This window comes from Mesorhizobium sp. M0615 (assembly GCF_040320805.1).
Taxonomy (GTDB): domain Bacteria; phylum Pseudomonadota; class Alphaproteobacteria; order Rhizobiales; family Rhizobiaceae; genus Mesorhizobium.
The window spans coordinates 34,574-57,250 of the sequence record NZ_JAMYQI010000013.1; the positions used below are offsets into that span (position 1 = coordinate 34,574).

Annotated in this window: 17 protein-coding genes and 1 tRNA gene; 14 read left to right on the forward strand and 4 right to left on the reverse strand. The window is 62.5% G+C overall.

Annotated elements, in window-relative coordinates; translation table 11 throughout:
• Nucleotides 1-68 precede the first annotated feature (68 nt).
• The 5 genes from NKI46_RS22900 (at nucleotide 69) to NKI46_RS22920 (ending at nucleotide 6,665) form a co-directional block, all read left to right on the forward strand.
• A complete protein-coding gene (locus tag NKI46_RS22900; protein ID WP_023710305.1) occupies nucleotides 69-1,964 on the forward strand; it encodes an ABC transporter ATP-binding protein in 1,896 nt (631 codons plus the stop codon).
• On the forward strand, nucleotides 1,961-3,859 hold the full coding sequence (locus tag NKI46_RS22905; RefSeq protein WP_023692891.1) for an ABC transporter substrate-binding protein: 1,899 nt from the start codon (nucleotides 1,961-1,963) through the stop codon (nucleotides 3,857-3,859). Before NKI46_RS22900 ends, NKI46_RS22905 begins: the two co-directional genes overlap by 4 nt.
• A 2-nt stretch (nucleotides 3,860-3,861) precedes the next feature.
• Nucleotides 3,862-4,860 carry an ABC transporter permease gene (locus tag NKI46_RS22910; protein WP_352460926.1) on the forward strand — a complete coding sequence of 333 codons (999 nt, stop codon included), beginning with the start codon at nucleotides 3,862-3,864 and terminating at the stop codon, nucleotides 4,858-4,860.
• Nucleotides 4,857-6,038, forward strand: coding sequence for an ABC transporter permease (locus tag NKI46_RS22915; protein ID WP_031198424.1), 1,182 nt, complete (start codon nucleotides 4,857-4,859; stop codon nucleotides 6,036-6,038). The genes NKI46_RS22910 and NKI46_RS22915 overlap by 4 nt, the downstream gene beginning before the upstream one ends.
• A 147-nt stretch (nucleotides 6,039-6,185) precedes the next feature.
• Nucleotides 6,186-6,665: a class I SAM-dependent methyltransferase gene (locus NKI46_RS22920; RefSeq protein ID WP_023672134.1), complete on the forward strand. Its 480-nt coding sequence runs from the start codon at nucleotides 6,186-6,188 to the stop codon at nucleotides 6,663-6,665.
• A 15-nt stretch (nucleotides 6,666-6,680) separates the two neighbouring features.
• On the opposite strand, the gene NKI46_RS22925 is transcribed toward NKI46_RS22920, so the two are convergent.
• Complete coding sequence (locus tag NKI46_RS22925) at nucleotides 6,681-8,096, reverse strand: adenylate/guanylate cyclase domain-containing protein (RefSeq protein WP_023685078.1); 1,416 nt, start codon at nucleotides 8,094-8,096, stop codon at nucleotides 6,681-6,683.
• A 301-nt stretch (nucleotides 8,097-8,397) separates the two neighbouring features.
• Between NKI46_RS22925 and NKI46_RS22930 the strand changes: the two genes are divergently transcribed.
• The 3 genes from NKI46_RS22930 to NKI46_RS22940 all read left to right on the forward strand — a co-directional run bounded on the left by NKI46_RS22930 (nucleotide 8,398) and on the right by NKI46_RS22940 (nucleotide 11,248).
• Complete coding sequence (locus NKI46_RS22930; RefSeq protein WP_352748043.1) at nucleotides 8,398-9,219, forward strand: hypothetical protein; 822 nt, start codon at nucleotides 8,398-8,400, stop codon at nucleotides 9,217-9,219.
• A 137-nt stretch (nucleotides 9,220-9,356) separates the two neighbouring features.
• The gene (locus tag NKI46_RS22935; protein WP_023816106.1) at nucleotides 9,357-9,875 is read left to right on the forward strand and encodes a GNAT family N-acetyltransferase; all 519 of its coding nucleotides are present in this window, start codon (nucleotides 9,357-9,359) and stop codon (nucleotides 9,873-9,875) included.
• Nucleotides 9,875-11,248, forward strand: a complete 1,374-nt coding sequence (locus NKI46_RS22940) for a hypothetical protein (RefSeq protein ID WP_352748046.1) — start codon at nucleotides 9,875-9,877, stop codon at nucleotides 11,246-11,248. Before NKI46_RS22935 ends, NKI46_RS22940 begins: the two co-directional genes overlap by 1 nt.
• Before the next feature lie 20 nt (nucleotides 11,249-11,268).
• Here the strand turns inward: NKI46_RS22940 and NKI46_RS22945 are convergent, their stop codons facing one another.
• Nucleotides 11,269-13,032: an adenylate/guanylate cyclase domain-containing protein gene (locus NKI46_RS22945; RefSeq protein WP_023752850.1), complete on the reverse strand. Its 1,764-nt coding sequence runs from the start codon at nucleotides 13,030-13,032 to the stop codon at nucleotides 11,269-11,271.
• A gap of 289 nt (nucleotides 13,033-13,321) precedes the next feature.
• On the opposite strand from NKI46_RS22945, the gene NKI46_RS22950 reads away from it, so the two are divergent.
• Complete coding sequence (locus NKI46_RS22950; protein ID WP_023685083.1) at nucleotides 13,322-16,606, forward strand: adenylate/guanylate cyclase domain-containing protein; 3,285 nt, start codon at nucleotides 13,322-13,324, stop codon at nucleotides 16,604-16,606.
• Between the two features lie 19 nt (nucleotides 16,607-16,625).
• Nucleotides 16,626-17,306, forward strand: a complete 681-nt coding sequence (locus NKI46_RS22955) for a redoxin domain-containing protein (protein ID WP_023672127.1) — start codon at nucleotides 16,626-16,628, stop codon at nucleotides 17,304-17,306.
• A gap of 20 nt (nucleotides 17,307-17,326) precedes the next feature.
• Here the strand turns inward: NKI46_RS22955 and NKI46_RS22960 are convergent, their stop codons facing one another.
• Together NKI46_RS22960 and NKI46_RS22965 are read right to left on the reverse strand one after the other, a co-directional pair.
• Entirely contained in the window at nucleotides 17,327-19,354 is a 2,028-nt protein-coding gene (locus NKI46_RS22960) for an SAM-dependent methyltransferase (protein ID WP_245260494.1), read from the reverse strand.
• 323 nt (nucleotides 19,355-19,677) lie between these two features.
• A tRNA-Gly gene (locus tag NKI46_RS22965) sits at nucleotides 19,678-19,752 on the reverse strand.
• Between the two features lie 216 nt (nucleotides 19,753-19,968).
• Here NKI46_RS22965 and NKI46_RS22970 point away from each other — a divergent pair.
• The 4 genes from NKI46_RS22970 (at nucleotide 19,969) to NKI46_RS22985 (ending at nucleotide 22,610) form a co-directional block, all read left to right on the forward strand.
• Nucleotides 19,969-20,466, forward strand: coding sequence for a prolyl-tRNA synthetase associated domain-containing protein (locus NKI46_RS22970; RefSeq protein WP_023672125.1), 498 nt, complete (start codon nucleotides 19,969-19,971; stop codon nucleotides 20,464-20,466).
• 80 nt (nucleotides 20,467-20,546) lie between these two features.
• Nucleotides 20,547-21,554 (forward strand): thioredoxin, encoded by a 1,008-nt coding sequence (trxA, locus tag NKI46_RS22975; RefSeq protein WP_023736734.1) that lies wholly within the window; start codon nucleotides 20,547-20,549, stop codon nucleotides 21,552-21,554.
• 111 nt (nucleotides 21,555-21,665) lie between these two features.
• Nucleotides 21,666-22,337 (forward strand): LON peptidase substrate-binding domain-containing protein, encoded by a 672-nt coding sequence (locus NKI46_RS22980; protein WP_023685086.1) that lies wholly within the window; start codon nucleotides 21,666-21,668, stop codon nucleotides 22,335-22,337.
• A gap of 30 nt (nucleotides 22,338-22,367) precedes the next feature.
• Nucleotides 22,368-22,610, forward strand: a complete 243-nt coding sequence (locus NKI46_RS22985) for a Trm112 family protein (protein WP_023687636.1) — start codon at nucleotides 22,368-22,370, stop codon at nucleotides 22,608-22,610.
• The last annotated feature ends 67 nt before the right edge of the window (nucleotides 22,611-22,677 follow it).

Here is a 22,677-nt window from a genome sequence, read left to right on the forward strand (position 1 = left end):
CGCTGACAATGCGCTAGTCTTGCTTTTTGGGGCCGGTCGGGAGGCGCCAGATTGGGGCTGGTGTGGGAATGGATGCAGGCGTTGATCTGCTGCGGATCGAGGATGTTGGCATCTCTTTTGCCATTGTCGGGGGACCGTTGCATGCCGTCAGGCGGGCAAATCTTCGCGTCCTGCCCGGCAAGGTCACCGCGCTTGTCGGTGAGTCCGGTTCCGGAAAATCGGTTCTCAGCCAGGCCGTGATGGGCATCTTGCCGAACACGGCCCATGTTCGCGGCCGTATCCTGTTTTCCGATCCCAAAAAGCCCGGCACGACGCAGGATATCCTGCAGATGCCGCGAGACGGACCCGAAATCCGGGCGTTGAGAGGCAGCCGCATCGGCAAGATCTTTCAGGAGCCGATGACATCGCTGTCGCCGCTGCACACGATCGGCAACCAGGTCAGCGAATCCCTGCAGATTCATACGCACATGGACCGGACGGAGCGCAAGGCACGGACCGAGGAAATGCTCGGCCTCGTCGGGTTTCCCAATCCCAAGCGCGCCTACGACATGTATCCGTTCGAACTTTCGGGAGGATTGCGGCAACGCGCCATGATCGCCATGGCGCTTATCTGCCGGCCCGCTCTGTTGATCGCCGATGAGCCGACAACGGCGTTGGACGTCACCATCCAGGCGCAAATCCTGCAATTGCTTCGTGGACTCCAGACCAAGCTCAACATGGCAATGCTGCTGATCACACACGACCTCGGCGTGGTTGCCAATGTCGCCGACGAGGTGGTGGTCATGTACCATGGCGAGATCATGGAAGCGGGCCCTGTGGAGGCAATATTCCGCCGGCCAGGCCACCCTTACCTGAAGGGCCTGATGGCAGCCGTCCCGCATTTCGACCTGAAACCTGGCGAAAGGCTGAAGGCGCTCCGCGAGGTGCCGGTGAATGTCGGGACCCTGCTGGGCAAGCAGACAGCGCCGGAAGCGAAGGGGCCGGACGACATTCTGCTGTCGGTCAGGGATCTGAAAAAGGTCTACACCATCCGCAACTCCGGATGGTTCGGCGGGAGCCATCAGACCTCAGTTCGCGCCGTGGACGGCGTCAGCTTCGACATCAGGCGAGGTGAGTGCCTGGGCCTGGTTGGCGAAAGCGGCTGCGGCAAAACCACCGTCAGCAAGATCCTGATGCGGGCCGTCACCCCTACCGGCGGCTCCGTGATCTTCAACGGCCGCGACGGACCGATCGACGTCCTGGAAGCCGAGGGAGACGCCCTGCGCTTGCTGCGGGCGAAACTCCAGATGGTTTTCCAGGATCCGGTCTCGTCGCTCTCGCCTCGCATGACCGTGGAAAACATCTTGAGCGAGCCGCTGGAAATCCATCAACGTGGCAATGCCGCGTCCCGGCTAGCCACAGTCAAGAGCCTGATGCAGGCAATCGGGCTCGATCCGCGCTTCATCCAGCGTTATCCCCACAGCTTCTCCGGCGGGCAGCGTCAGCGTATCGGCATTGCGCGCGCCTTGGCGCTGGGGCCTGAACTGCTGATCTGCGACGAGCCGGTTTCGGCGCTCGATGTCTCCGTGCAGGCGCAGATCCTGAACCTTCTGAAGGACCTGCAGAAGGAACTGGGCCTGACCTACCTGTTCATATCCCACAATCTGGCGGTGGTGGACTACATGGCGGACCGCATCGCGGTGATGTGCGGCGGGCGTATCGTCGAGCTTGCACCGCGCGAAATTCTGCTCAGGAAACCGATCCACCCCTACACGCGCTCGCTGCTCGCCGCAGTCCCCTTCCCCGATCTCGACCGGCCGATGGATTTCAAGACGCTGAAGCTCGGCGGCGCTTCCGACACCAGCGCATGGGGCCCGCAATTCCGCGACGAGGGCGAAGAGGATATGCTGTCGCCGCTCGATCTCGGCGGCGGCCATCTCGTGCTGGCCCGACGTTCGGCCGATGTCAGCGAGTTACGCCATTGATCAGCCGCCGCACTGTCCTTGGTCTCATGGCTTCGGCATTTCTGCCGGGCACGGCGCGCGCCGGCGATCTGGAGCCGGATTTTCTTCAGCCGCAGCTGAAAGCCAGGGCTCTGCCGCCACTCGCGGAGCGCCTGCCCAAAAGCCCGCGCGCGTTGAACCTCGCGGCGATGGGCCGGCAGCCCGGCCAGTATGGCGGCACGCTGCGTACGATCATCGGCAGCCAGAAAGATATCCGGATGATGACGATCTACGGGTATTCCCGGCTGGTCGGCTATGACGAAAAGCTTAACTTTCAGGCCGACATTCTCGAAAGTTTCGACGTAAAGGATGATCGCGTCTTCACGTTCAAGATTCGTGAAGGCCATAAATGGTCAGACGGCAGCCTGCTGACGCCGGAGGATTTTCGTTATTGCTGGGAAGATGTCTGGCTGAACGATGAGCTTTCGCAAGGGGGGCTCGCCCCTGCCCTGCTGGCGGACGGCAAGCCGCCACGTTTCGAGATCGTCGATCCGTTGACGGTGCGCTACAGTTGGGACGCGCCCAATCCCGACTTCCTGCCCAAACTTGCCGCTGCTTCGCCGACACCGCTTGTTTTGCCAGCCGCCTATCTCAAGCAGTTCCACAAGAAATATCAGGATCCATTCCGGCTCGCCGGCCTGATGAAGGAGAACCGGACCGCAAAATGGACGCTGCTGCACATCCGCATGTCGCGGCAGTATCGCCCGGAGAACCCGGATCTGCCGACACTCGACCCCTGGCAGAACCGGACCAAGCCGCCGGCCGAGCAGTTCATCTTCGAGCGCAACCCGTTCTTTCATCGAACAGACGAGAACGGCCGGCAACTGCCCTATGTCGACCGGATCATCATGAATGTCAGCTCGTCGGCGATCATCTCCGCCAAGACCGGTGCGGGCGAGAGCGACCTGCAATGCATGGGAATCGACTTCAGCGATTACTCCTTCCTGAAGGACGCGGAGAAGCGCTACCCGGTGAAGATGCATCTGTGGAAACGCACACAGGGTTCGCGGCTGGCGCTCATGCCCAATCTGAATTGTGCCGACCCGGTGTGGCGTGGCCTTTTGCGTGACGTGCGCGTGCGCCGCGCACTTTCGCTCGCTGTGGACCGGCGCGAGATCAACATGGCCGTCTTCTACGGATTGGCGCAGGAAAGCGCCGATACGGTCTTGCCGGAGAGCCCGCTCTACCGGCCGGAATTCGCGAAAGCCTGGGTCGCCCACGATCCCGACCAGGCCAATGCACTGCTTGACGAGGTCGGGCTTCAGGCCCGTGACGATGACGGCCTGCGGCTACTTCCCGATGGACGCCCGGCGCAGATCATCGTGGAAACGGCCGGCGAAAGCACGCTGGAAACCGATGCGCTCGAACTCATCACCGATCACTGGCGCAAGATCGGCATCGCTTTGTTCATCCGGACTTCGCAGCGCGACATCTTCCGCAGCCGCGCGCTGGGCGGCCAGATCCTGATGTCGATGTCGTCGGGCATCGACAATGGCGTGCCGACCGCCGACATGAATCCATACCAGTTGGCCCCCACCATCGACGACCAGCTGCAATGGCCGCTCTGGGGCGCTTACTATCTGTCGCATGGCAAGATGGGTGAGGCGCCCGATGTTCCTGAAGTGGTCGAGTTGATGGCTTTGCTCAAGCGCTGGAACGGATCGACCCAATCCAGCGAGCGCGCCGAAATCTGGAACTCGATGCTGTCGATCTACACCGATCAGGTGTTCTCTATCGGTACGGTGAACGAAACACTTCAGCCGATTCTGGTATCCTCGCGGCTGCGCAACCTGCCTGACAAAGCACTCTACGGCTACGACCCGACCTCCTATTTCGGTGTCTACATGCCGGACACATTCTGGCTTGGAGGCTCCTGAGCGTGCTTCGATATCTTGTCTGGCGCATCGCCGTGATGGTTCCAACGCTGCTGGTCATATCGGCGCTGGTGTTCACCATCATCGAACTTCCGCCGGGGGACTATTTCGACAGCTATGTCGCTGAGCTTCGGGCCCAGGGCGAAGCGGTGGATTCCGACCGCATCCGGATGATGCGCAAGGAATATGGTTTCGACCAGCCGCCGGTCATTCGCTACTTCTACTGGGTGGGCGGGATGCTGCACGGCGATTTCGGCTATTCCTTCGAATATGAGCTGCCGGTTCGCGACGTCGTCGGCGACCGAATGTGGCTGACCGTGCTGGTTTCCTTCGTCACGATCATCTTCACCTGGCTCATCGCCTTTCCGATCGGCATGTACTCCGCCACGCATCAATACAGCTGGGGCGACTACGGCCTGACTTTCTTCGGCCTTCTCGGCCTTGCCATTCCGAATTTCATGCTGGCGCTGATCCTGATGTATTTCGCCAACATCTGGTTCGGCACCTCCATCGGCCATCTCATGGACCAGCAATATCTCGGCGAGCCGATGAGCTGGGCCAAGGCGAAGTCGATCCTCGCCCATCTCTGGATCCCGGTCCTGATCATCGGCACCGGAGGCACGGCGAGCATGATCCGGCGGCTGCGCGCCAATCTGCTCGATGAGCTGCACAAGCAATATGTCGTGACCGCGCGCGCCAAGGGCCTGCATCCGTTCAAGGCGCTGGTCAAATATCCGCTGCGCATGGCGCTCAATTTCTTCATTTCCGACATCGGCTCGATCCTGCCTGCCATCATTTCCGGCGCCGAAATCACGGCTATCGTTCTGTCATTGGAAACGACCGGGCCGATGCTGATCAAGGCGCTGCAAAGCCAGGATATGTATCTGGCAGGGTCATTCCTGATGTTCCTTGCCTTCCTGACGGTTATCGGCGTGCTGATTTCCGACCTGGCGCTGGCGCTGCTTGATCCACGAATTCGTTTGCAGGGTGGCAGCACCAAATGAAGCAGGACTCGCCGCTGCCCGCTCCGGGTGCTCCACTGCAACACTACATTTCCGGCGCGCCCTTCGACCTGCAGTCGGTCGAGGCGATGACGCCGGAGCAATCGAAGGTCTTTCAGGCATCGCAGTTGCGGCTGATGTGGTGGAAATTCCGCAAACACCGGCTTGCGCTTATATCCGGCATATTCCTGGCAGTGCTGTATTCCGGGATACTGATCTGCGAGTTCCTGGCGCCCTACAATCTGCACTCGCGCAACATGGACTACATCTATGCGCCGCCGCAGCACGTGCACCTGTTCCACAATGGCGAGTTCGTCGGGCCGTTCGTCTATGGCCGCCAGATGACGCTGGATATGGACACGCTCAAGCGGAACTACATCGAGAACCACGACGATGTTCAGCGGCTCCGTTTCTTCTGCAAGGGCGACACTTATCGGTTCTGGGGCCTGATCGAAGGTGACAGGCATTTTGTCTGTCCTGCCGAGAACGGCCAACTCTTTCTGGCCGGCACCGACAGGCTGGGGCGCGACGTGCTCTCGCGCATGATCTATGGCGCACGCATTTCACTGACTATCGGCCTCGTCGGCATCAGTTTCAGCTTCCTGCTCGGCATCGTCATCGGCGGACTGGCCGGCTATCACGGCGGTATCTTCGACCTGATCGTTCAACGAATAATCGAAGTCCTGCAATCGATTCCCAGCATTCCGCTATGGCTGGCCCTGGCGGCGATCATGCCGATAACCTGGAGTCCGATCCTGATCTATTTCGGCATCACCGTCATCCTCGGGCTGCTCGACTGGACCGGACTGGCGCGGGCCGTGCGTTCAAAGCTTCTGGCCTTGCGCGAGGAGGATTACGTTCTGGCGGCGCAGTTGATGGGCGCCGGAAGCAGCCGCATCATCAGGCGGCATCTCATTCCCGGCTTCATGTCGCATCTGATCGCGACGGCGACGCTCTCCATCCCTGGCATGATCCTGGGCGAAACGGCGCTGAGCTTCCTCGGGCTCGGCCTGAGGGCGCCGATAACCAGCTGGGGCATCCTGCTCACCGAGGCGCGCAGCGTCAGCGTGATCGCGTTCTATCCATGGCTGCTTTTGCCGATGCTGCCGGTCATCCTCGTTATCATGGCGTTCAACTTCCTCGGCGACGGCTTGCGGGACGCCGCAGACCCCTACAAGTGATATCGCTGTTCCACCGCGCGGCCTGCCGAACACTCCACCCGGTATGACGCTTGTCGGCGGCCGGTTGCGTTATTGCAGGGTTCGTCGTTCGCCTTTATATGCAGCAAGCCTCGATCGGGGCTGCTGGTTCAGGACACACAATCGCATATGAGTCGCCTCGATAATTTCATCAGCAGGATGACCGCGCAGCGCGACATTCTCAATCGAATCTGCCCCGAGGTGGCGAAGATGGAGGGGCTTGTGCTTGAGCTCGGCCTCGGCAATGGCCGGACATTCCACCATCTGCGCGAGCTTCTGCCCGGGCGCCGGATCGTGGTGTTCGACCGCGAAGTTGGCGCGCACACTAGCTCAATTCCCGAAGCTGAAAACCTCGTGCTCGGCGAAATACGCGAGACGGGCCGCAAGTTCATTGGCATCGAAGCCGCCCTTGTTCATGCCGACATTGGCACCGGCTATGACGATCGCGATGCAGTGACCGCTACCTGGCTTCCCGATCTGATTGCGAGCCTGCTTCGCGTCGGTGGCTTCGCGGTCAGTGGCACGCCGCTCGATCACCCGCTGCTGCAACACCTCCCGGCGCCCACTTCGGAGCCCGCCGACCGTTATTTCCTCTGCAAGCGCGTGTGAGCGGTAGAGAACTCTTCAGGGGATCGTATAAACCGCAATCTCCCGCTCGATGCCGCGCAGCGAGACCTCGTGCGGCACGGGCGTCAGCGCGTTCCTGTGCAACAGATCGGCGGTGAGATTATCGTCGACCACCGCACGCGTGGCGAAGATCGCCTGTGCGTTGGCGAGGTTCTGGACCCGCGAAGCAATGTTGACCGTCTGGCCGAAATAATCCTGCCGCTCGTTCATGGACACGGCTATGCAGGGGCCGGCATGAACACCGATCTTGAGCAGAAGGTCCTCGCGCCCGCTTTTGTCATTGAGCGCCCGCATGGCGTCGCGCATCCGCAGCGCCGCGGCAATCGCACGGTCAGGCGTCGCGAAGGTCGCCATCACCGCATCGCCGATCGTCTTCACAACCGCCCCTGCCTCCGCCGCGACGATCTCGTGCAGAACCTGGAAGTGCTCGCGTACGAGATCGAAGGCTGAAAGATCGCCCACCCGCTCGTAAAGCTCGGTCGATCCGCGCAGATCGGTGAACAGGAAGGTCAGGCTGGTGATCTTCAGGCGCTGGTTGATGTCGAGCGTATCCGTGCGATAGAGATCCCGGAACGTCTGGTTGGTGAGCAGGCGCTTGGCGGTCACGAAGGGCCGGCGCTTGCCCAGGAAATCATGCAATACCGGGCAGGCGATGAAGACCGTCGGCAGCACGCGCGTGTCGGTCCTGTTTTCCAGCGAAATGCGCAATGGGCCGGGTTGCATCTCCAGCGTCTGGCTCTGGACATGGTCGCGGTCGAACGCCAGAGAGAGGTTTCGCCGCTCTTTTGCCGGTTCGCCCTTCGCGTCGATGAACTGGGCCGAATGCGTGACCGGCTCGAAGACGATGATGAATTGGGGCGGAAGCTGGATGTGCAGAACCGCCTTTTCACCGGGCGCAAGCTCGATATCTTCCAGCGAGAACGCTTCCATCTTTTCCGCCAGATCCTCGTCCGGCAGATCGGCCCCGGACGCCCAGTAGATCTGGCGGTAATATTCCACCAACGGCAGTTCGTGTGGATTGTGGGCGGCAATCCTGCGCACGCGGGGACTGACGGTGAATGTCACCTCGACCATCTCGTCGAGGGTCGGCGAATAGCCCTGGGAGCACAGCGCGCAGGTGTATTCGTCCTTCTGCATGGTTTTCAGCGTGGCGTTGGTGTCGAGCACGCCGCCACAGCCGGGGCACAGAACATTCCAGGAAATGTCGAAGATGCCTACCCGCGCCGCATGGAGAAAGGCGCTTATGGTGCGTTCCTCGTCGAGGCCATGCTTGCTGGCGAAGGCCAGCGCATTGATGCGGCAAAGTTCGCGGTCCTTGCCCTCGGCGATGGTTTGCCGGATTGCGTCGATTGCCTGCGGATCGACATCGGTCGATTGCCGCAGAAGCGAGAACAGATCCTGAGCTTCGGTCATCGTGCAGGCTCCGGAAATTGCGCCGCTAGAGCATGATGCCGAAAAGTGTGAAGCGGTTTTCGGACGACATCATCCTCTATTTCCTGATTTAGAGGCGGATTCAGATTTCAGGTCGGACAGACCTGAAATCATCCGGCTCTAGGCGTGTTGGCCGGACCGATCTTCGACCCGAACGCTCCATCATACTGCGAAATGGACCGTACGGCCATTCGAATGGACAAGCCTTGTGACAGGTCAATTTCCATTTGTTGAATTCCAAACTATGATAGCCCATGGGGCATTCATCTCTGGGGTTTTCTCCATGCCGATACGCGACAACCCGCCGTTTCCGGCGGCCCTGCGCCTTTTCTCGGCGGGGGTCATCATCGTCCTGATCGTCGGGGCCGGCCTGTTTTTCGCGCCCGCGCTGGTCAAGCCGCGCTGGCCCTGGGCCGTCACGCCGTTCAATGCCCGCTTCCTCGGCGGCTTCTACACCGCCGAAATGGCAGTGATGGCGGCGCTGCTGGTCTGGAATCGCTGGTCGCCCGGCAGGCTTGTGCTGGTCATGGCCTTCATCTTCACCGTCATCGTGTCGGCGGCTTCGTTCATCAACCTTGGCTATTTCAACTTCGAGCGCAAAGCCCCCTGGCTATGGTTTCTGGTCTATCTTGCGTCGGCCGCTGTATCCGCGCTGTTCCTGTGGCGGGCAAGGGCCCGCCCTTCTGCAAAAGGCGTGATCTTGAACCCCGCATGGCGCGCCTACCTACCGGTGGAAATGGCGATCCTCGGGGTCTACGGCGTCGGCCTGTTGCTGTTTCCCCTGACATTCGGTGGCTTCTGGCCATGGCCGATCGATGCCTTCCACGCCCAGGTCTACAGCGCCATCTTCCTCGCGGGTGCAGGCGGCACCTATCTCGTCTGGAGAAGTGCGCCGGGTGAGGAATTGCTGGTGCTCGGCCTGGCGCAGTTTCTGGTTGGCCTGCTTGCCGTCCTTGGCCTCGTCATCACCGACGCCGCCGTGCACCGGCTCGACTGGACGGCGGCCGGGACATTGTGCTGGCTTGCCCTTTTCGGCTGGATCGGCATCAGCGGTATCCTCAAGCTCTGCGCCGCCCCCCGGCATTTTGCCGCGCAATCGGCCTAGGTCGCAGAGACGGCTGGATTTTCAGGTGACGTCCGGTGCATCGTGCCGGGCATATTGCCTCTGTCACTTTGTTCTGACGCAATTCCGGACGGAAAACCGCTCACACTTTTCCTGGAATTGTTGTAGCCGGAAAAGCCATGACCAGCACGCCACCCCTAGAGAAAATCCAGCCGCAGCTCCGGGCCGTCCGGCCAAGCGATGCCGAGGCGCTTTGCGCTATCTTCAATATGCCGGGCTTCCGCTGGGGCACGCTCAGGATGCCGTTCGAGATGGTGGAGCAGGTGGAGCGGCGCATCGCCAAGTCCGGCCCGGAAACCACCTGGATCGTTGCCGAGCTGGACGGCAAGGTTGTCGGCCATGGCAGCCTGATCGCACAGGGTTCGCCGCGCCGCTCGCATATCGGCGAGATCAATATCGGCCTCGATGATGGCTTTGTCGGCAGGGGCATCGGCTCTGCCATCCTTGGCGCGCTGCTTGACGTGGCCGACAATTGGCGCGCCCTGAAGCGGGTCGAATTAAGCGTCTATGCCGACAACGAACCGGCCATCCGTCTCTACACAAGCCACGGCTTCGAGGTCGAGGGACGGCATGTGAAGGCCGGTTTTACCGACGGGCAGTACCACGACCTCCTGAGCATGGCCCGGCTGCGGTTCTGATGACCACCGTCCCTGCCCTTGCCCCTCCGGTGGACATTTTGGCCGTGCTGTCGCTGCTCTGCCCGGAGGTCGTGCGTGACATCGAGCAGAACTGGAATGCGCCGGTTTCCGATTATGCCCGCCATCTGTGGCGGCCGGTGGCAAGGCCTGCATCGGCCCTGTCGATCGCTGCCCGCTCGATCCTGCGCGACGTCCTGCAGCAGCGCCTCGGTGCGATCATGCAGCCCGAAGCGATCGGCAAGGCCCTCGACGAATTCGACCACAGACCGGTTGTCCAGTCCGGCCTGCACTGCCTGCTTCTGATGGATCGCATCACCTTCGATGCCCTGCTGCTTGCCTGGCTCGGCGCGGTCGAAAACAGGCTGTCGGCTTTTTTCGGCTTCATGGGAACGACCATGACCATGGAGACAACCGGCCGGGAGGGGCCGGGATGGCTCGATGTCGGCGACGACAAGGTCAATTTGTTTGGCATGGGGCGCCACAAACTGTGCCGCAAAAGCGCCTGCGCGGCCGGTCCCGTCGCCCTCAACGGGCGCGCGCTCGAAACGGTGGGCAATGAGACGGATGCCAGAAGCTGGCTGGGCACGCTGCTTGCCAGCCAGGACAAGGTATTTGCAACAGCCGCCGATGCGCTGACAGAACTCAACGAGCATCTGGTCGCCGATTGGGATCGTTCCGGCATGGCTCGGCCGGTTTTCGTCGATGATAGGCTGGCCGCGACTGTCGTTTCGCGGCATCTGGAAGATGAAGGCAGCCTTCTTTCCAGGCTGCTCCTCGAGCCCGCAAGGCGCCGGCGTCTCGACCATGCCTTGCAAGAAGCCGCATCGGGCCTATTTGGCAGGTTCCTGCCCAATGCCACGGCCTATTTCTGGGGCATCCGCGAGCAGCGCGTGCGCAAGCTCGTCCTCGAGAACGGGCGGCTGATCGAGCCTGACAGGCCGCATGGTCTTTCCATCCCGTTCGAGCGGCCGCATCTTCAGCAGGCACTGCTGGACGGCATGCTTTTGCCGGACTTGTTCCTGATGTTCCTCGCCCTTGCCATATTGCCGCGCGTGCGGGTCGTGGGCGGCCTGAGACAGATTGGCTATGTCGCGCTTTTCCACTCGATCCTGCTGGCTGCGCTGGATGAAAACGCGCCAGAAGAGCGCGATCTGGCCGCCGAGTTGCAGGTTCGGGAAAATGCCTGGGGCATGCGGGTCATCGATGAAAAGATCTCGGTCCGCGAGCAGCTTGCCGGCCTGCCGGAAGGGGCGCTCTTCCCGGACCTGCTGCGGCAATACCGGTTGCGGACATTTGCCGAGACGACCGACGACCTGAAACCGGTTCGCGAAAACGCCCGATGGCGCAAGATCGGCCGGGCCTCAGGCCTCTGATCCGGCCGGGCTTTAGCCTGTCATTGCACCACGCCGGCCTTGCGGAGCCCCTCGACCATCAGTTCGAAATCGGCAGGGTTCTTGTAAGGCAAGACCTTGCGACGATGTTCCAGCGAATAGGCGGGATTAACGCGAAGCAGGTCCTGCCATGCCGCATGGGCCTGCTCCAAACGGCCCAGATGGCCGTAGGTGGCGGCCAGAAGCGCACGCGAGAGGTCGGTGACAGCGTTGCGAGCCAGCCGTTGCAGCAAGAGGTCGACGGCCTCTTCGTACCTTCCCAGTTGAAACGATGCCAAAGCCTGGAAGTGCAGAAGCACATCCGGGAAGTATGGATTCAAGGTCTTTCCCCGGGCGAAACTCTCTAGCGCCTCCGCGGATCTACCCGAATAATACAGCGCCTCGCCGCGGGCGACGTGCGCTTCGGCGAAGTTCGGATTGAGAGCTATCGCGCGCTCGACCTCGCCGATGGCTTCATCGTGCCGCCGTGTGTAAAGCTTGGCCGATGCCAGCGCCCAGTGCGCCCAGGGATCGCTGTCATCCAGCGTTACCGCTCGCGTTGCTGCCTCTTCCGCTTGCGCCATCGAGTCCGACGCACCCCACCTGTTGAGGTAATCGAGCCCGTGCGTGAGGGCTAGGAAAGCGTGGGCAGAGGCAAATTTCGGGTCCAGTTCGATGGCCCGCTGCAAGAGCTCGCGGGCCGCGACGTTCGTGTCCTTGGTCAGCCGGTGCCACAGCTCCCGGCCCCGCAGGAAACAGTCATACGCCTCCGGATTGCGCTGGTGTTCGGGCGCCAGCCGCAGACGGTCATCGTCGGTCAGATTGAGCGCCAGCGCACCGACGATGTGCTGCGTCACGTCATCCTGCACGGCGAATATGTCGGTCAGATCGCGATCGAACCGCTCCGCCCAAAGATGGCCGCCTGAAATTGCATCGATGAGCTGCGCGGTGATGCGTACCTTGTTCCCCGACTTGCGTACGCTGCCTTCAAGGACATAGCGCACGCCGAGCTTCGTGCCGACATCCTGCACATGGACGTTCTGGCCCTTGAAGATGAAGGACGAATTGCGAGCGATGACGAAGAGCTGTGACAGTTTGGACAGCGCCGTGATGATGTCTTCGGAGATGCCGTCGGCGAAGTAGTCCTGTTCGGCATCACCGCTCATATTGGCGAACGGCAGCACGGCGATCGACAGTTTCGGCGGCGCTGCCGCAGCCGGAGGGCTCGTCGGGGTTTGCGAGGTCGCGGCCACCTTGGCCCCGGCGCCGACTTGCAGCGAATACACCCGGATCGGCTCGGCGATGTTCTTGAGCTGTGTGCTGCCGAGATCGCTGACCGAGAGGTCAAGCCTGGCCTTGACCTGGCGATAGGCATCCTCGGACAGGCAGATGGCGCCGGGCGCCGCAACGCCCTCCAGACGCGAGGCGATGTTGACGCCGTCACCCATCAGGTCGCCATCGCTCTCTTCGACCACGTCGCCCAGATGGATGCCTATCCTGAACTCGATGCGGCGCTCCTGCGGTACGCCGGCATTGCGCTCAACCATACCGTTTTGAATCTCAACGGCGCAGCGCACGGCATCGACCACACTGCGAAACTCAACCAGCGCCCCATCTCCGGTACGCTTGATAACCCGCCCGTGGTGCACTGCAATGATCGGATCGATCAGGTCGCTGCGCAGTGCCCGCAACCGCGCCAAGGTACGATCTTCGTCCGCGCTCGCGAGCCGGCTGTATCCGACCACATCTGCAGCCAGGATTGCGGCCAGCTTACGGTTCTCGCTCATGGGTCGCCTCCTCATCTCCATCATAGCAGGAAGACGGCGGGACGAGGGAATTTTCGCAAATCACGGCCACGCAGCCGCCCGTATCGGCAGTGCTCCACCGCCAACCCAGACCGATGCCCATTTGTGCTGCCGCTTGCCGGTTGACGACTATCGGTTCATCCTTGTGAATACCCCGGCCGTGACGAGCGTGGCGAGATCACGGGTCATGGCCCAAGGTCAAAGAGATAGAGCATGATGTCGTCCGAAAACCGCTTCACACTCTTCGGCATCATGCTCTGGTGAGGTGTCCATGAACTGCTCGGGCTGCGGTTTCGAGATCGAGGGCGGTTACGCCTTCTGTCCGAAGTGTGGCCGCCGCCAGCCCGTGCCATGCGCCAGTTGCGGCTACGCCTGCGCACCTGATTTCGAGTTCTGTCCTAAATGTGGGGCAAGCGTCGGTGCGTCCGCAAAAGCTGCCGAACGGCCTGCTCCGACACCAAGCCGCACCATTGCGCAGCCCTCTCGAGCTCCGTCGCCGAACATCGAAAGCGAAGAGGGGCCGCATTCCGTCTCCGACGCCGATCGACGAACGGTAACGGTGCTGTTCGCCGATCTCTGCGGCTTCACGACACTCAGCGAGCAGCTCGACCCCGAGGTCATGCAGGCGCTGCAGAACGAACTGTTCAAGGAATTGACGGCGGCCGTGCAAGGCTTTGGTGGTTTCGTCGACAAATTCATCGGCGACGCTCTGCTCGCCTTGTTCGGTGCGCCGGTCGCGCATGAGGACGATCCGGAACGTGCGCTTCGAGCCGCTCTCGACATGATCGCCCGGACGGCGCGGCTCGGTGAAAGCACCCGCCACTCCGGCTCGCCGCTGCTGCTCCACATAGGCATAAACACGGGTCCGGTCGTTACTGGCGGATTGGGCATCGGCACCGCCAAATCTTATTCGGTGACCGGCGACACGGTGAATACGGCGCAACGCCTGCAATCGCTGGCTGCACCGGGTGAGGTGCTGGTGGGCGAACTCACGCACAGGCTGACCCGGCATGCCTTCTCGTACGAGTCGCTGGGCGATGTCGTGTTTCGCGGCAAGGCTGGCAGTGTGCTCGTCCACCGACTGGATGCACCGCTTGCGGCGCCGCGTGCAGCGCGCGGGCTCGAGGCGCTCGGCCTCAGTGCGCCCATAATAGGTCGTGATGCGGAGCTCAACAGAATGCTGGCGAGCCTTGACTTGGCGTGCGGCGGCTCGGCCCAGCTTGTCCGCATCGTCGGCGAAGCCGGTATCGGGAAGTCGCGGTTGGTGAAGGAGTTCGTCGCCCGCGTCGGCGACGAGGATCGTTTTCGCAACGTCGCCGTGCGGCAGGCCACGTGCTCACCGCTGGGTGAACAATCATTTGGCGCCCTGGGTGCAGTGGTGCGCAGCGCTGCCGGGATGATGCAAAACGACAATGGGGACGAAATGCGGGGCAAGCTCGCAGCCTTGCTTGCCGATCTCGGCCTGCAGGGCGAGGAGGCGAAGCGGCTGATGCCTTTGCTCTACCATGTGCTTGGCCTCGGCGACCCCGATGCCACCTTGCAGCATGTCGAGCCCGAGCAGCTGCGGCGGCAAATTCTCTACGCGGTCCGCACAATCATGGAATGGCGGCTTGCGTTGTCGCCGCTGTTGATTGTCGTCGAAGACCTGCACTGGGCCGACTCCGTCTCGCTCGAGGCACTGCGTTTCGTGATGGACAGACTGGAACGCACGCGGCTGATGTTGCTGGTCACGAATCGTCCGGCGTCGGACAACGACCAACTCGACTCAAGTCGGGTCAGCCACACAGCGCTCAGGCTTTCGCCGCTCGACAGCGATGACGGACGCCGCCTGGTGGCGGCGCTTTTCGGCGAGAGCTGGGTAAACGCCGCAGGAGGGCTTCTCGACCAGATCCTCGAGCGCGCGGGCGGCAACCCGCTTTTCTTGGAGGAGATCGTTCGCGGCCTTATCGATCGCGGTGTATTGGTGCGCGATGGCCAGCAATGGCGGACCGTGGCAGGCGAAGTCGCAACCGGCATCCCCGCCACGATCCAGGCAATGTTGCTTGCTCGCGTCGACCGGCTGCCGCAAGAGGTGCGCCGGTTGGCCCAGGAAGCCGCGGTAATCGGCCCGCGCTTCGATGCCACGCTTCTGAAAGCCGTGGCAGCCGACCCCGGCCGACTGGAAGCGGGCTGCGAACTGCTTTGCGATGCGGAAATCATCGAGGAAGTTGCCGGATCAGGCTCGGTCTCGTCGCAAAGCTACCGCTTTACGCAAACATTGCTGCAGGACGTGATCTACCAGAATCTGCTCCTGCAACGCCGGACCGACATCCACCGCCGGGTAGGTGCCGCCCTGGAGCAACTGTGCGGCGACAAGCCGGAACGGTTCGAGGATCTGGCCGTGCTCGGTCATCATTTCGCTCAGAGCGCCGAGCGGGAGAGGGGCGCGCATTACCTGCAGGCGGCGGGAGATCGCGCTCGCATGATATACGCCAATGACGACGCCCTTCGTTTCTACGAGCGAGCACTGACTGCGTTGGGCGCGATCGGGCAAACACCGCTCAAACTGGCAATTGCAGAGCGCATTGCCGATTTGAGCGGCCCGGCAGGCCGCCGCGAGATTGCACACCGCCACTACGAGGCGGTGCTGCAGGCCTATCGCGAGTCAGCCGATCGTGTCGCGGCGGCGCGCGTTTTGCGCAAGATCGGTCGGCTGTTTTGGGACGTGGGCAAGCGGGACGACGCGGAATCGCGCTACGCTGAAGCGGCAGCGCTCCTCGATGGAGCGGATGCCCCGATCGAGCAGGCGCATCTCTGGCAAGAACGTGGCCGACAGGCGTTCCGCAGCGGAGATCACACTCTCGCGGCAAAATGGGCAGACGCGGCGCTGGATTGCGTACGCTCTCTGACAACGGAACATGTCTCCGATGATGCCACCCTCGTGACCGCCGAGGCACTTAATACCAAGGCTGTTGCGCTGGCTCGCCTTGGGCGAAACCATGAAGCCGTGCGTGAGGTTGAGCGCAGCATTGAATTGGCCGAAGCCGCCGGTCTGCTGGGCGCGGCCTGCCGCGGCTACACCAATCTCGGGGTGCTCTACACGACCATCGATCCGGCGAAGGCGATGGAGGTCTGTCGGCGCGGTCTTGAAGTGGCGCGCCGTATTGGCGATTTGGGTTTCCAGGCGCGCCTCCTCGCCAATCTGGCGGTAGCTTGTTGTACTTTCACGGATCGCTGTCCAACGGAGGGCGTGCCTGCTGCCGAGAAGGCCATCGAGATTGACCGGGCGCTCGACCAGCGCGAGCACCTGCCAGTGCCGTTGATCGTGCTTGGGCAGATCCACCAGTGCAACGGCCATCCGGAACTGGCGATCGGCTTGTTCCACGAAGCACTGGAGGTAGCCCGCGAAACGGGCGAGCCCCAACTTCTGTTTCCGTGCTATGATGGACTCGCAACGCTTAATCTCGACCTCGACAATCTGGCCGAGGCCGAACGCTACTTTTCCCTGGCGCAGGGTATATGCGCCCAGCACGGGCTCGACCCGGAAGCGCTTGTGGTGCTGCCTTTTCTCGACTAGCCGGGATAGGGGGTTGGACATGTCCGCGCCTAGTGGATTGATACCGCTTCAACCGGGCGACCGGGCGCCGAACCTGATACTCGACGCCATTACCCAGGAAGGCAAGATTGCGCTTGACGACTTTCGCGGGCAAAAACCGGTGCTGGTCGGCCTGTTTCGAGGTCTGCATTGTGCGTTTTGCCGGCGCCACATCGCCGCTCAGGCGCGTCTCGATCCGGAGCTGCGCGAAAAGGGCGTGGAGAGCCTGACGGTGGTCAACACGCCGATCGAACGGGCGCGGCTCTATTTCCGCTACCATCCAATGCCGAACCTGCTTGCGGCGTCGGACCCGGAACGCGCTTCACATCGTGCTTTTGGACTGCCCAATCTCGAATTCACCGAGAACGAGACGAACTGGCCGTACAAGGTCGCGATGGCAGCGGCACAGGACATGCGGGTCGACATACCTGGCGAATTGCCCGGTCCCATGGATCCGATGACAGCCGCCGCAATCCTCGACAAGAAGGACCACTACGAACTGACCGAAGCCGACGAGCAGATGATGGCCACGGGACACGGACAACTGGTTGGTCAGTTCCTGCTGGACCGGCAGGGGATCGTCCGCTGGAGCTTCACGGAGGTCCCGGAGGGTGGGCGATACATGTTTGGCGCCCCAAACCCGAAGGAGCTGATGTCAGCCGTGTCGCAAGTCGCCCAATAATGAACTGACAAGTTCACCGTTTATCCGAGCACGGCCTCGACAGTGGCGACAAAGTCATCGAGCGAGCGGTCGCCGCGAATCTCGATGCGCGGAAGGTCGATGAGATCGCTATGGAGGTCCGCCGGCCCGTGCCTGCGGCCGAAGCCTACTCGATAGCCGCACTCCCTAGCCAGCCGGCCAAGCCGTCGGTCGGTGACGGAGAAGGGGGCCGCGAACGCCCTGGTTGGCCGGCCGGTCCAGCGTTCGATGAACAGACGAGAGCGCAGGAGCTCGGCGGCCAGGTCAGCGCTCGACAGACCATCTATGGCGCGATGCGTCGCCATGTGGCTGCCGAAGAAGGCGCCTTCGGCAGCGAGGCGTCGCACCGTCCCGGCGCCCATAAGCGGCGTCGGCGGACCGATGTCGGTGTCCCACTTTGCACTTTCGCCCACCAGGTCCGTCACCAGGAACACTTCCGCGTTCAGGTCGTTGGCGCGCAAGATCGGCCAGGCATGGTCGGCGAAGTTCTGGAAGCCGTCATCGAAGGTGATGAGCACCGGGCGGCCGACGAAAGGCTGACGGTTGGCGATGGATGCTTCCAGCTGCTCGGAGCCAATGGCGTGAAAGCCATTGGCGCGCAGCCATCCCATCTGGCTGGCGAATGCGGCGGGCGTGAGCCGAAAGCGAGCGAGCGCGGCCGGACCTTCATCGGCAACGCCGTGATACATGAGGACAGGGATATGCTGGCGCTGCTCGTTACGTGCGACGTCGCGGCGCAAGGCTCGCGCCCCACCCCAGACGATATTTCGCGCGACGCCGATTTCGATGGGCGCGCGGATCGGCACATGATCGATCACCGGGTCCGTCGCCACATCGCCCGGCGATAGGCGGCGGAAGCGGTCTATGCGGTAGAGCTCGGTCTGGATCGATTGCTCGAGCACCAGGCCTTCGGTCGCTGCCAGCGTCTCGGAGATCGCCTGGGCACCGAATGTGTTCCAGTCGAAGCCCGTCTTTTCGACATTGTCACGCAGCACGAATGCGTGTGCGCTGATGAAACTACCGCCAGGCGCCAACGCCTCGGCAAATTTCTTGGCGATGCGCCGCAACTCGGCGAGATCGTCCAGATAGTAGAGCACCTCCGAACAGAAGATCAGATCCATCTCACCCGGCAGCGTGTCGGCAGCGAAATCGAGTACGCCGAACTCGACATTCGCCTGATTGTTGCATCGGGCGCGGGCTCGCTCGATGGCTATGGCGGAGATGTCGGTTGCGGTCAGATGGCCCACGCGCGGCGCCAGCTGCCGCGTGAAATGGCCCTCCGCACAGGCCAGCTCAAGCGCCCGGCCGATGGGACCGGCAGGCAGGATCTCGATCTGCCGCTCATATTTTTCCTGCTCATAGAGCGAGCTGTAGTTCCAGGGATCCTCGGTCGCGAAATAGCTGTTCCAGAACGCCGTGCGATCCTCGTCGTGCTTGTCCGCGACCCGTGCGCGGCGCGGCGTAACAGGCTCTGACGGTTCAGCGCTCGACCGAACCAGGTCATGCGCCTGTGCGGCCAATTGCGCGAGTTTGCCGAAGTGGCTGTCCTGATCGGGCTCGCTTCCCGCCATGGCAAACGATACCTCGGCTGCAGGCGTGTTTGACGTGGTCGCGCCGGCGCCCTTTTGCGGTCCAGGCGATCCTCCCGCAAGCCGCTCAGCAGGCACTACATCCAGGATCAATTCAATCCAATGATCGCTCGTCACCGTCCCGAGTGCACCGAACTGCACGACAGCCTCGATCCGCCCATCCAGCATCAGATGGGCATAGATCTGATCGATGCCTTCCGGCAGTTCGGTCGCGGTCGGATTGCGAGCGTCGACGCGAATTCCGAGCGTTCGCGCCAGCCTGCGCGGCGTGGCAAGATCGTCGGGTTCGAGAAGCATTTGCTCAAGCTGGTACTGGACGCGGCGAGCCGCTGCGGGATTGTCCCAGATCTTGCCGAGTTCGATGATCAACGCGGTGGTTGCGCTGCCGAACCTCGCCCATCCGGCAGCCAATTGCGCCGGCACCGACAGGCTTCCTGCCATGAGGCCATCGAAGATTACCTTGGCAATCTCATGCGCCCACTTGCGTCCCGCCGGGAGTGCGCGCAGGGGCTGCGGGTCGATCAAGCGCGAGCCTGAGCCGCATTCGGACGCGGCGTTCCGCAACGCCAGCCAAGCAAGCGCTTCAGATGCGGTGCCGCCTTTCGCCGAAATTGAACCCGAGGGATTGTGCGCCACGCCGTCTTACCTGCGCCTGGTTCTGAGGGAGAACAAGTGTTCCGCAACGCGCTTACATCGCCGGTCTGGAAAAAGCAAAAGGCGCCCCGAAAGGCGCCTCTTCATCGCTTGATTCCCCTAGAGGAAACTGGAGCGGGTGAAGCGATTCGAACGCTCGACCCCAACCTTGGCAAGGTTGTGCTCTACCCCTGAGCTACACCCGCTCACACGGCCCTTTGGCCGCAAGCCGGGCCTATATGGCTGAAGAGCGCGGCGATTGCAACAGGGAAATGACGGGCTTTTTGGTCGCGCCAAATCGCTTGGCGGAACCTTGTCGGCCACGCGGGTGGTTCATCGACTTCCCGCATGACGGTCTTGTCTCGGCGGCATCATTGGCCGTAAACGGCTTTGCCGCGCGCCGATACAGGGAAAGACCACCAATGCCGAAGACCGAAGCCGAGCTTTTCGCCTTTCTTGCCGATCTCGGCATATCAGTGTCGACCGTGCGCCATCCGCCGCTCTATACGGTGGCCGATTCGCAGTCGCTGCGCGGCGAGATACCGGGCGGGCACACGAAAAATCTGTTTCTCAAGGACAAGAAGGACAATTTCTTCCTGGTCAGCGTCGGCGAGGAGGCGGTCGTCGACCTGAAGCAGATCCACACGATGATCGGCGCCGCCGGCCGGGTGTCGTTCGGCAAGCCGGAGATGCTGATGGAGCTGCTCGGTGTCATTCCGGGCGCGGTCACCGTGTTCGGGCTGATCAACGACACCGAAAGACGGGTCAAGGTGGTGCTCGACCAGGATTTGATAGCACATGCGACAGTCAACGCGCATCCGCTGACCAATGAGGCGACGACGTCGATCGCGTCCGCCGACCTCATCAGATTCGTCGAGGCAACCGGACATGATGCTGCTATCTTGAAAGTCTCGGCTTGATCGCCACATGGATGGCGAAAACTGACCTCTAGTTAAGGACGTCGCGCTGCTCCGCTGGGCGCGATCGGAAGGGCGACGACATGAGCGACAACAACAATCCGTTTGGCGGCCAATTCGGCGGCAATTCTGGCCAGTACACCACGTCCGTGCAATATGGCGGCGCCGAGCCGGCCAAGTCGGCACTTGGCCCGACACCCGGCGCAGCACCTGCCGCTGGCGAGCTGATCAAGGACACCACGACCGCCACTTTCGCCGCCGACGTCATCCAGGAATCGCGCAAACAGCCGGTACTGGTCGATTTCTGGGCGCCGTGGTGCGGGCCCTGCAAGCAGCTCACGCCGCTTCTGGAAAAGGCGGTCAAGGCCGCCGGCGGCAAGGTCAAGCTGGTCAAAATGAACATTGACGATCATCCCTCGATCGCCGGCCAGCTCGGCATCCAGTCGATCCCGGCGGTCATCGCCTTCAAGGACGGCCAGCCTGTCGACGGCTTCATGGGCGCCATCCCCGAGAGCCAGATCGCCGAGTTCATCACCAAGGTCGGCGGCAAGGGCAATGGCGCGCCGCCGGTGGCCGAAGCACTGGCCGCGGCGGCGGAAGCGCATGCGGCGGGCGATGCGCAGACCGCAGCCGACATTTACGACGCCATCCTGGCGCAAGCGCCGGAGACGATCGAGGCGATTGCCGGGCTGGGCGAGCTTCTGTTCGAGGCTGGCGACAGCGACGGCGCCGAGGCGCTGCTGGCAACGGCGCCGGAGGCCAAGAAAAATGCGCCGGCACTTGCCGCGCTGCGTGCCAAGATGACGCTGGCTGCGGAAGCGGCAGCACTTGGCAATCCAGCTGAATTCGAGCAGCGACTGGCCGCCAATCCCGGCGACCACCAGGCGCGTTTCGACCTCGCCATGATCCAGAACGCCAGGGGCGAGCGCCATGCGGCGGCCGACAATCTTCTGGCGATTATAAAAGCCGACCGGACGTGGAACGAGGACGGCGCCAGGGCGCAGCTGCTGAAACTGTTCGAGGCCTGGGGCATGACCGACGAGGCGACGCTGGCGGCACGGCGCAAATTGTCGTCGCTGCTGTTTTCCTGAGCCGTTTGCCGGCCAAATTGCCGGGGCGTGGCTGTCGGGCCTTGCGGTCGGCGGCCGCCGCGCCAGATTAGGCCGATAACATCGCGCCCGAAGCGGGTCGGAGGAGTGAAGGTGCAGGTCGGAAACGCATTTTACCGGGTCGGCAAGGATCTGCCGGCAACCATTCCGGTGTTTCCGCTTGCCGGCGCGCTGCTGCTGCCGGGCGGGCGCATGCCGCTCAACATCTTCGAGCCGCGCTACCTGCAGATGGTGGATGAGGCGATCGCCGGCGCGCGGCTGATCGGCATCGTCCAGCCCAGCCTCAATGGCGCGTTGCGCGCCGACGGGGAGCCGGAACTGTGCAATGTCGGCTGCGCCGGGCGCATCATCTCGATGGCCGAGAGCGGCGACGGCCGCTATCTGGTTTCGCTGCAGGGCGTCTGCCGTTTCCGCATCACCAGCGAATTGCCGGTGAAGACGCCTTTCCGGCAATGCAAGCTGGCGCCGTTCCTCACCGATCTTGCCGAAGACCAGGCGGCAAGCGAGGTCGACCGGCCGGCGCTGTTGAAAGCGTTTCGCGCTTATCTGCAGGCCAACGATCTCGAAGCCGATTGGGAAAGCGTCAGCCGCGCCGAGAACACCATGCTGGTCAATGCGCTGTCGATGATGGCGCCCTACGGACCGGCCGAGAAACAGGCGCTGCTGGAGGCGCCCGACCTGAAAGCCCGCGCGGAGACGCTGATCGCCATCACCGAAATGGCGCTGGCGCGCGAGAATGAGGACTTTGGCTCCAGCCTGCAATAAGGGCTGAGCCGATGGCTGAAGGGGGATCCAATGGCTGCGGATGGGCGTGACGGCAAGTCGGTCAATGTCGATCCAAAATTGCTGGAGCTGCTGGCCTGCCCGCTGACCAAGGGGCCGCTGGCCTGGGACCCGGTGCGCGGCGAGTTGATCTCGCGGATCGCCAAGCTCGCTTATCCCGTGCGCGACGGCATCCCGATCATGCTGCCCTCGGAGGCGCGGACTATTTCGGCGGAAGACGTGCTGTCGCCGCCGCGATTGGGTGGGCCGGGCTGAATCAGAGCGTCGCTGAAGTTTGCTGAAGGCTGGCGGGACAGCGCCCTGAAGTCCTGCCGGACATCTC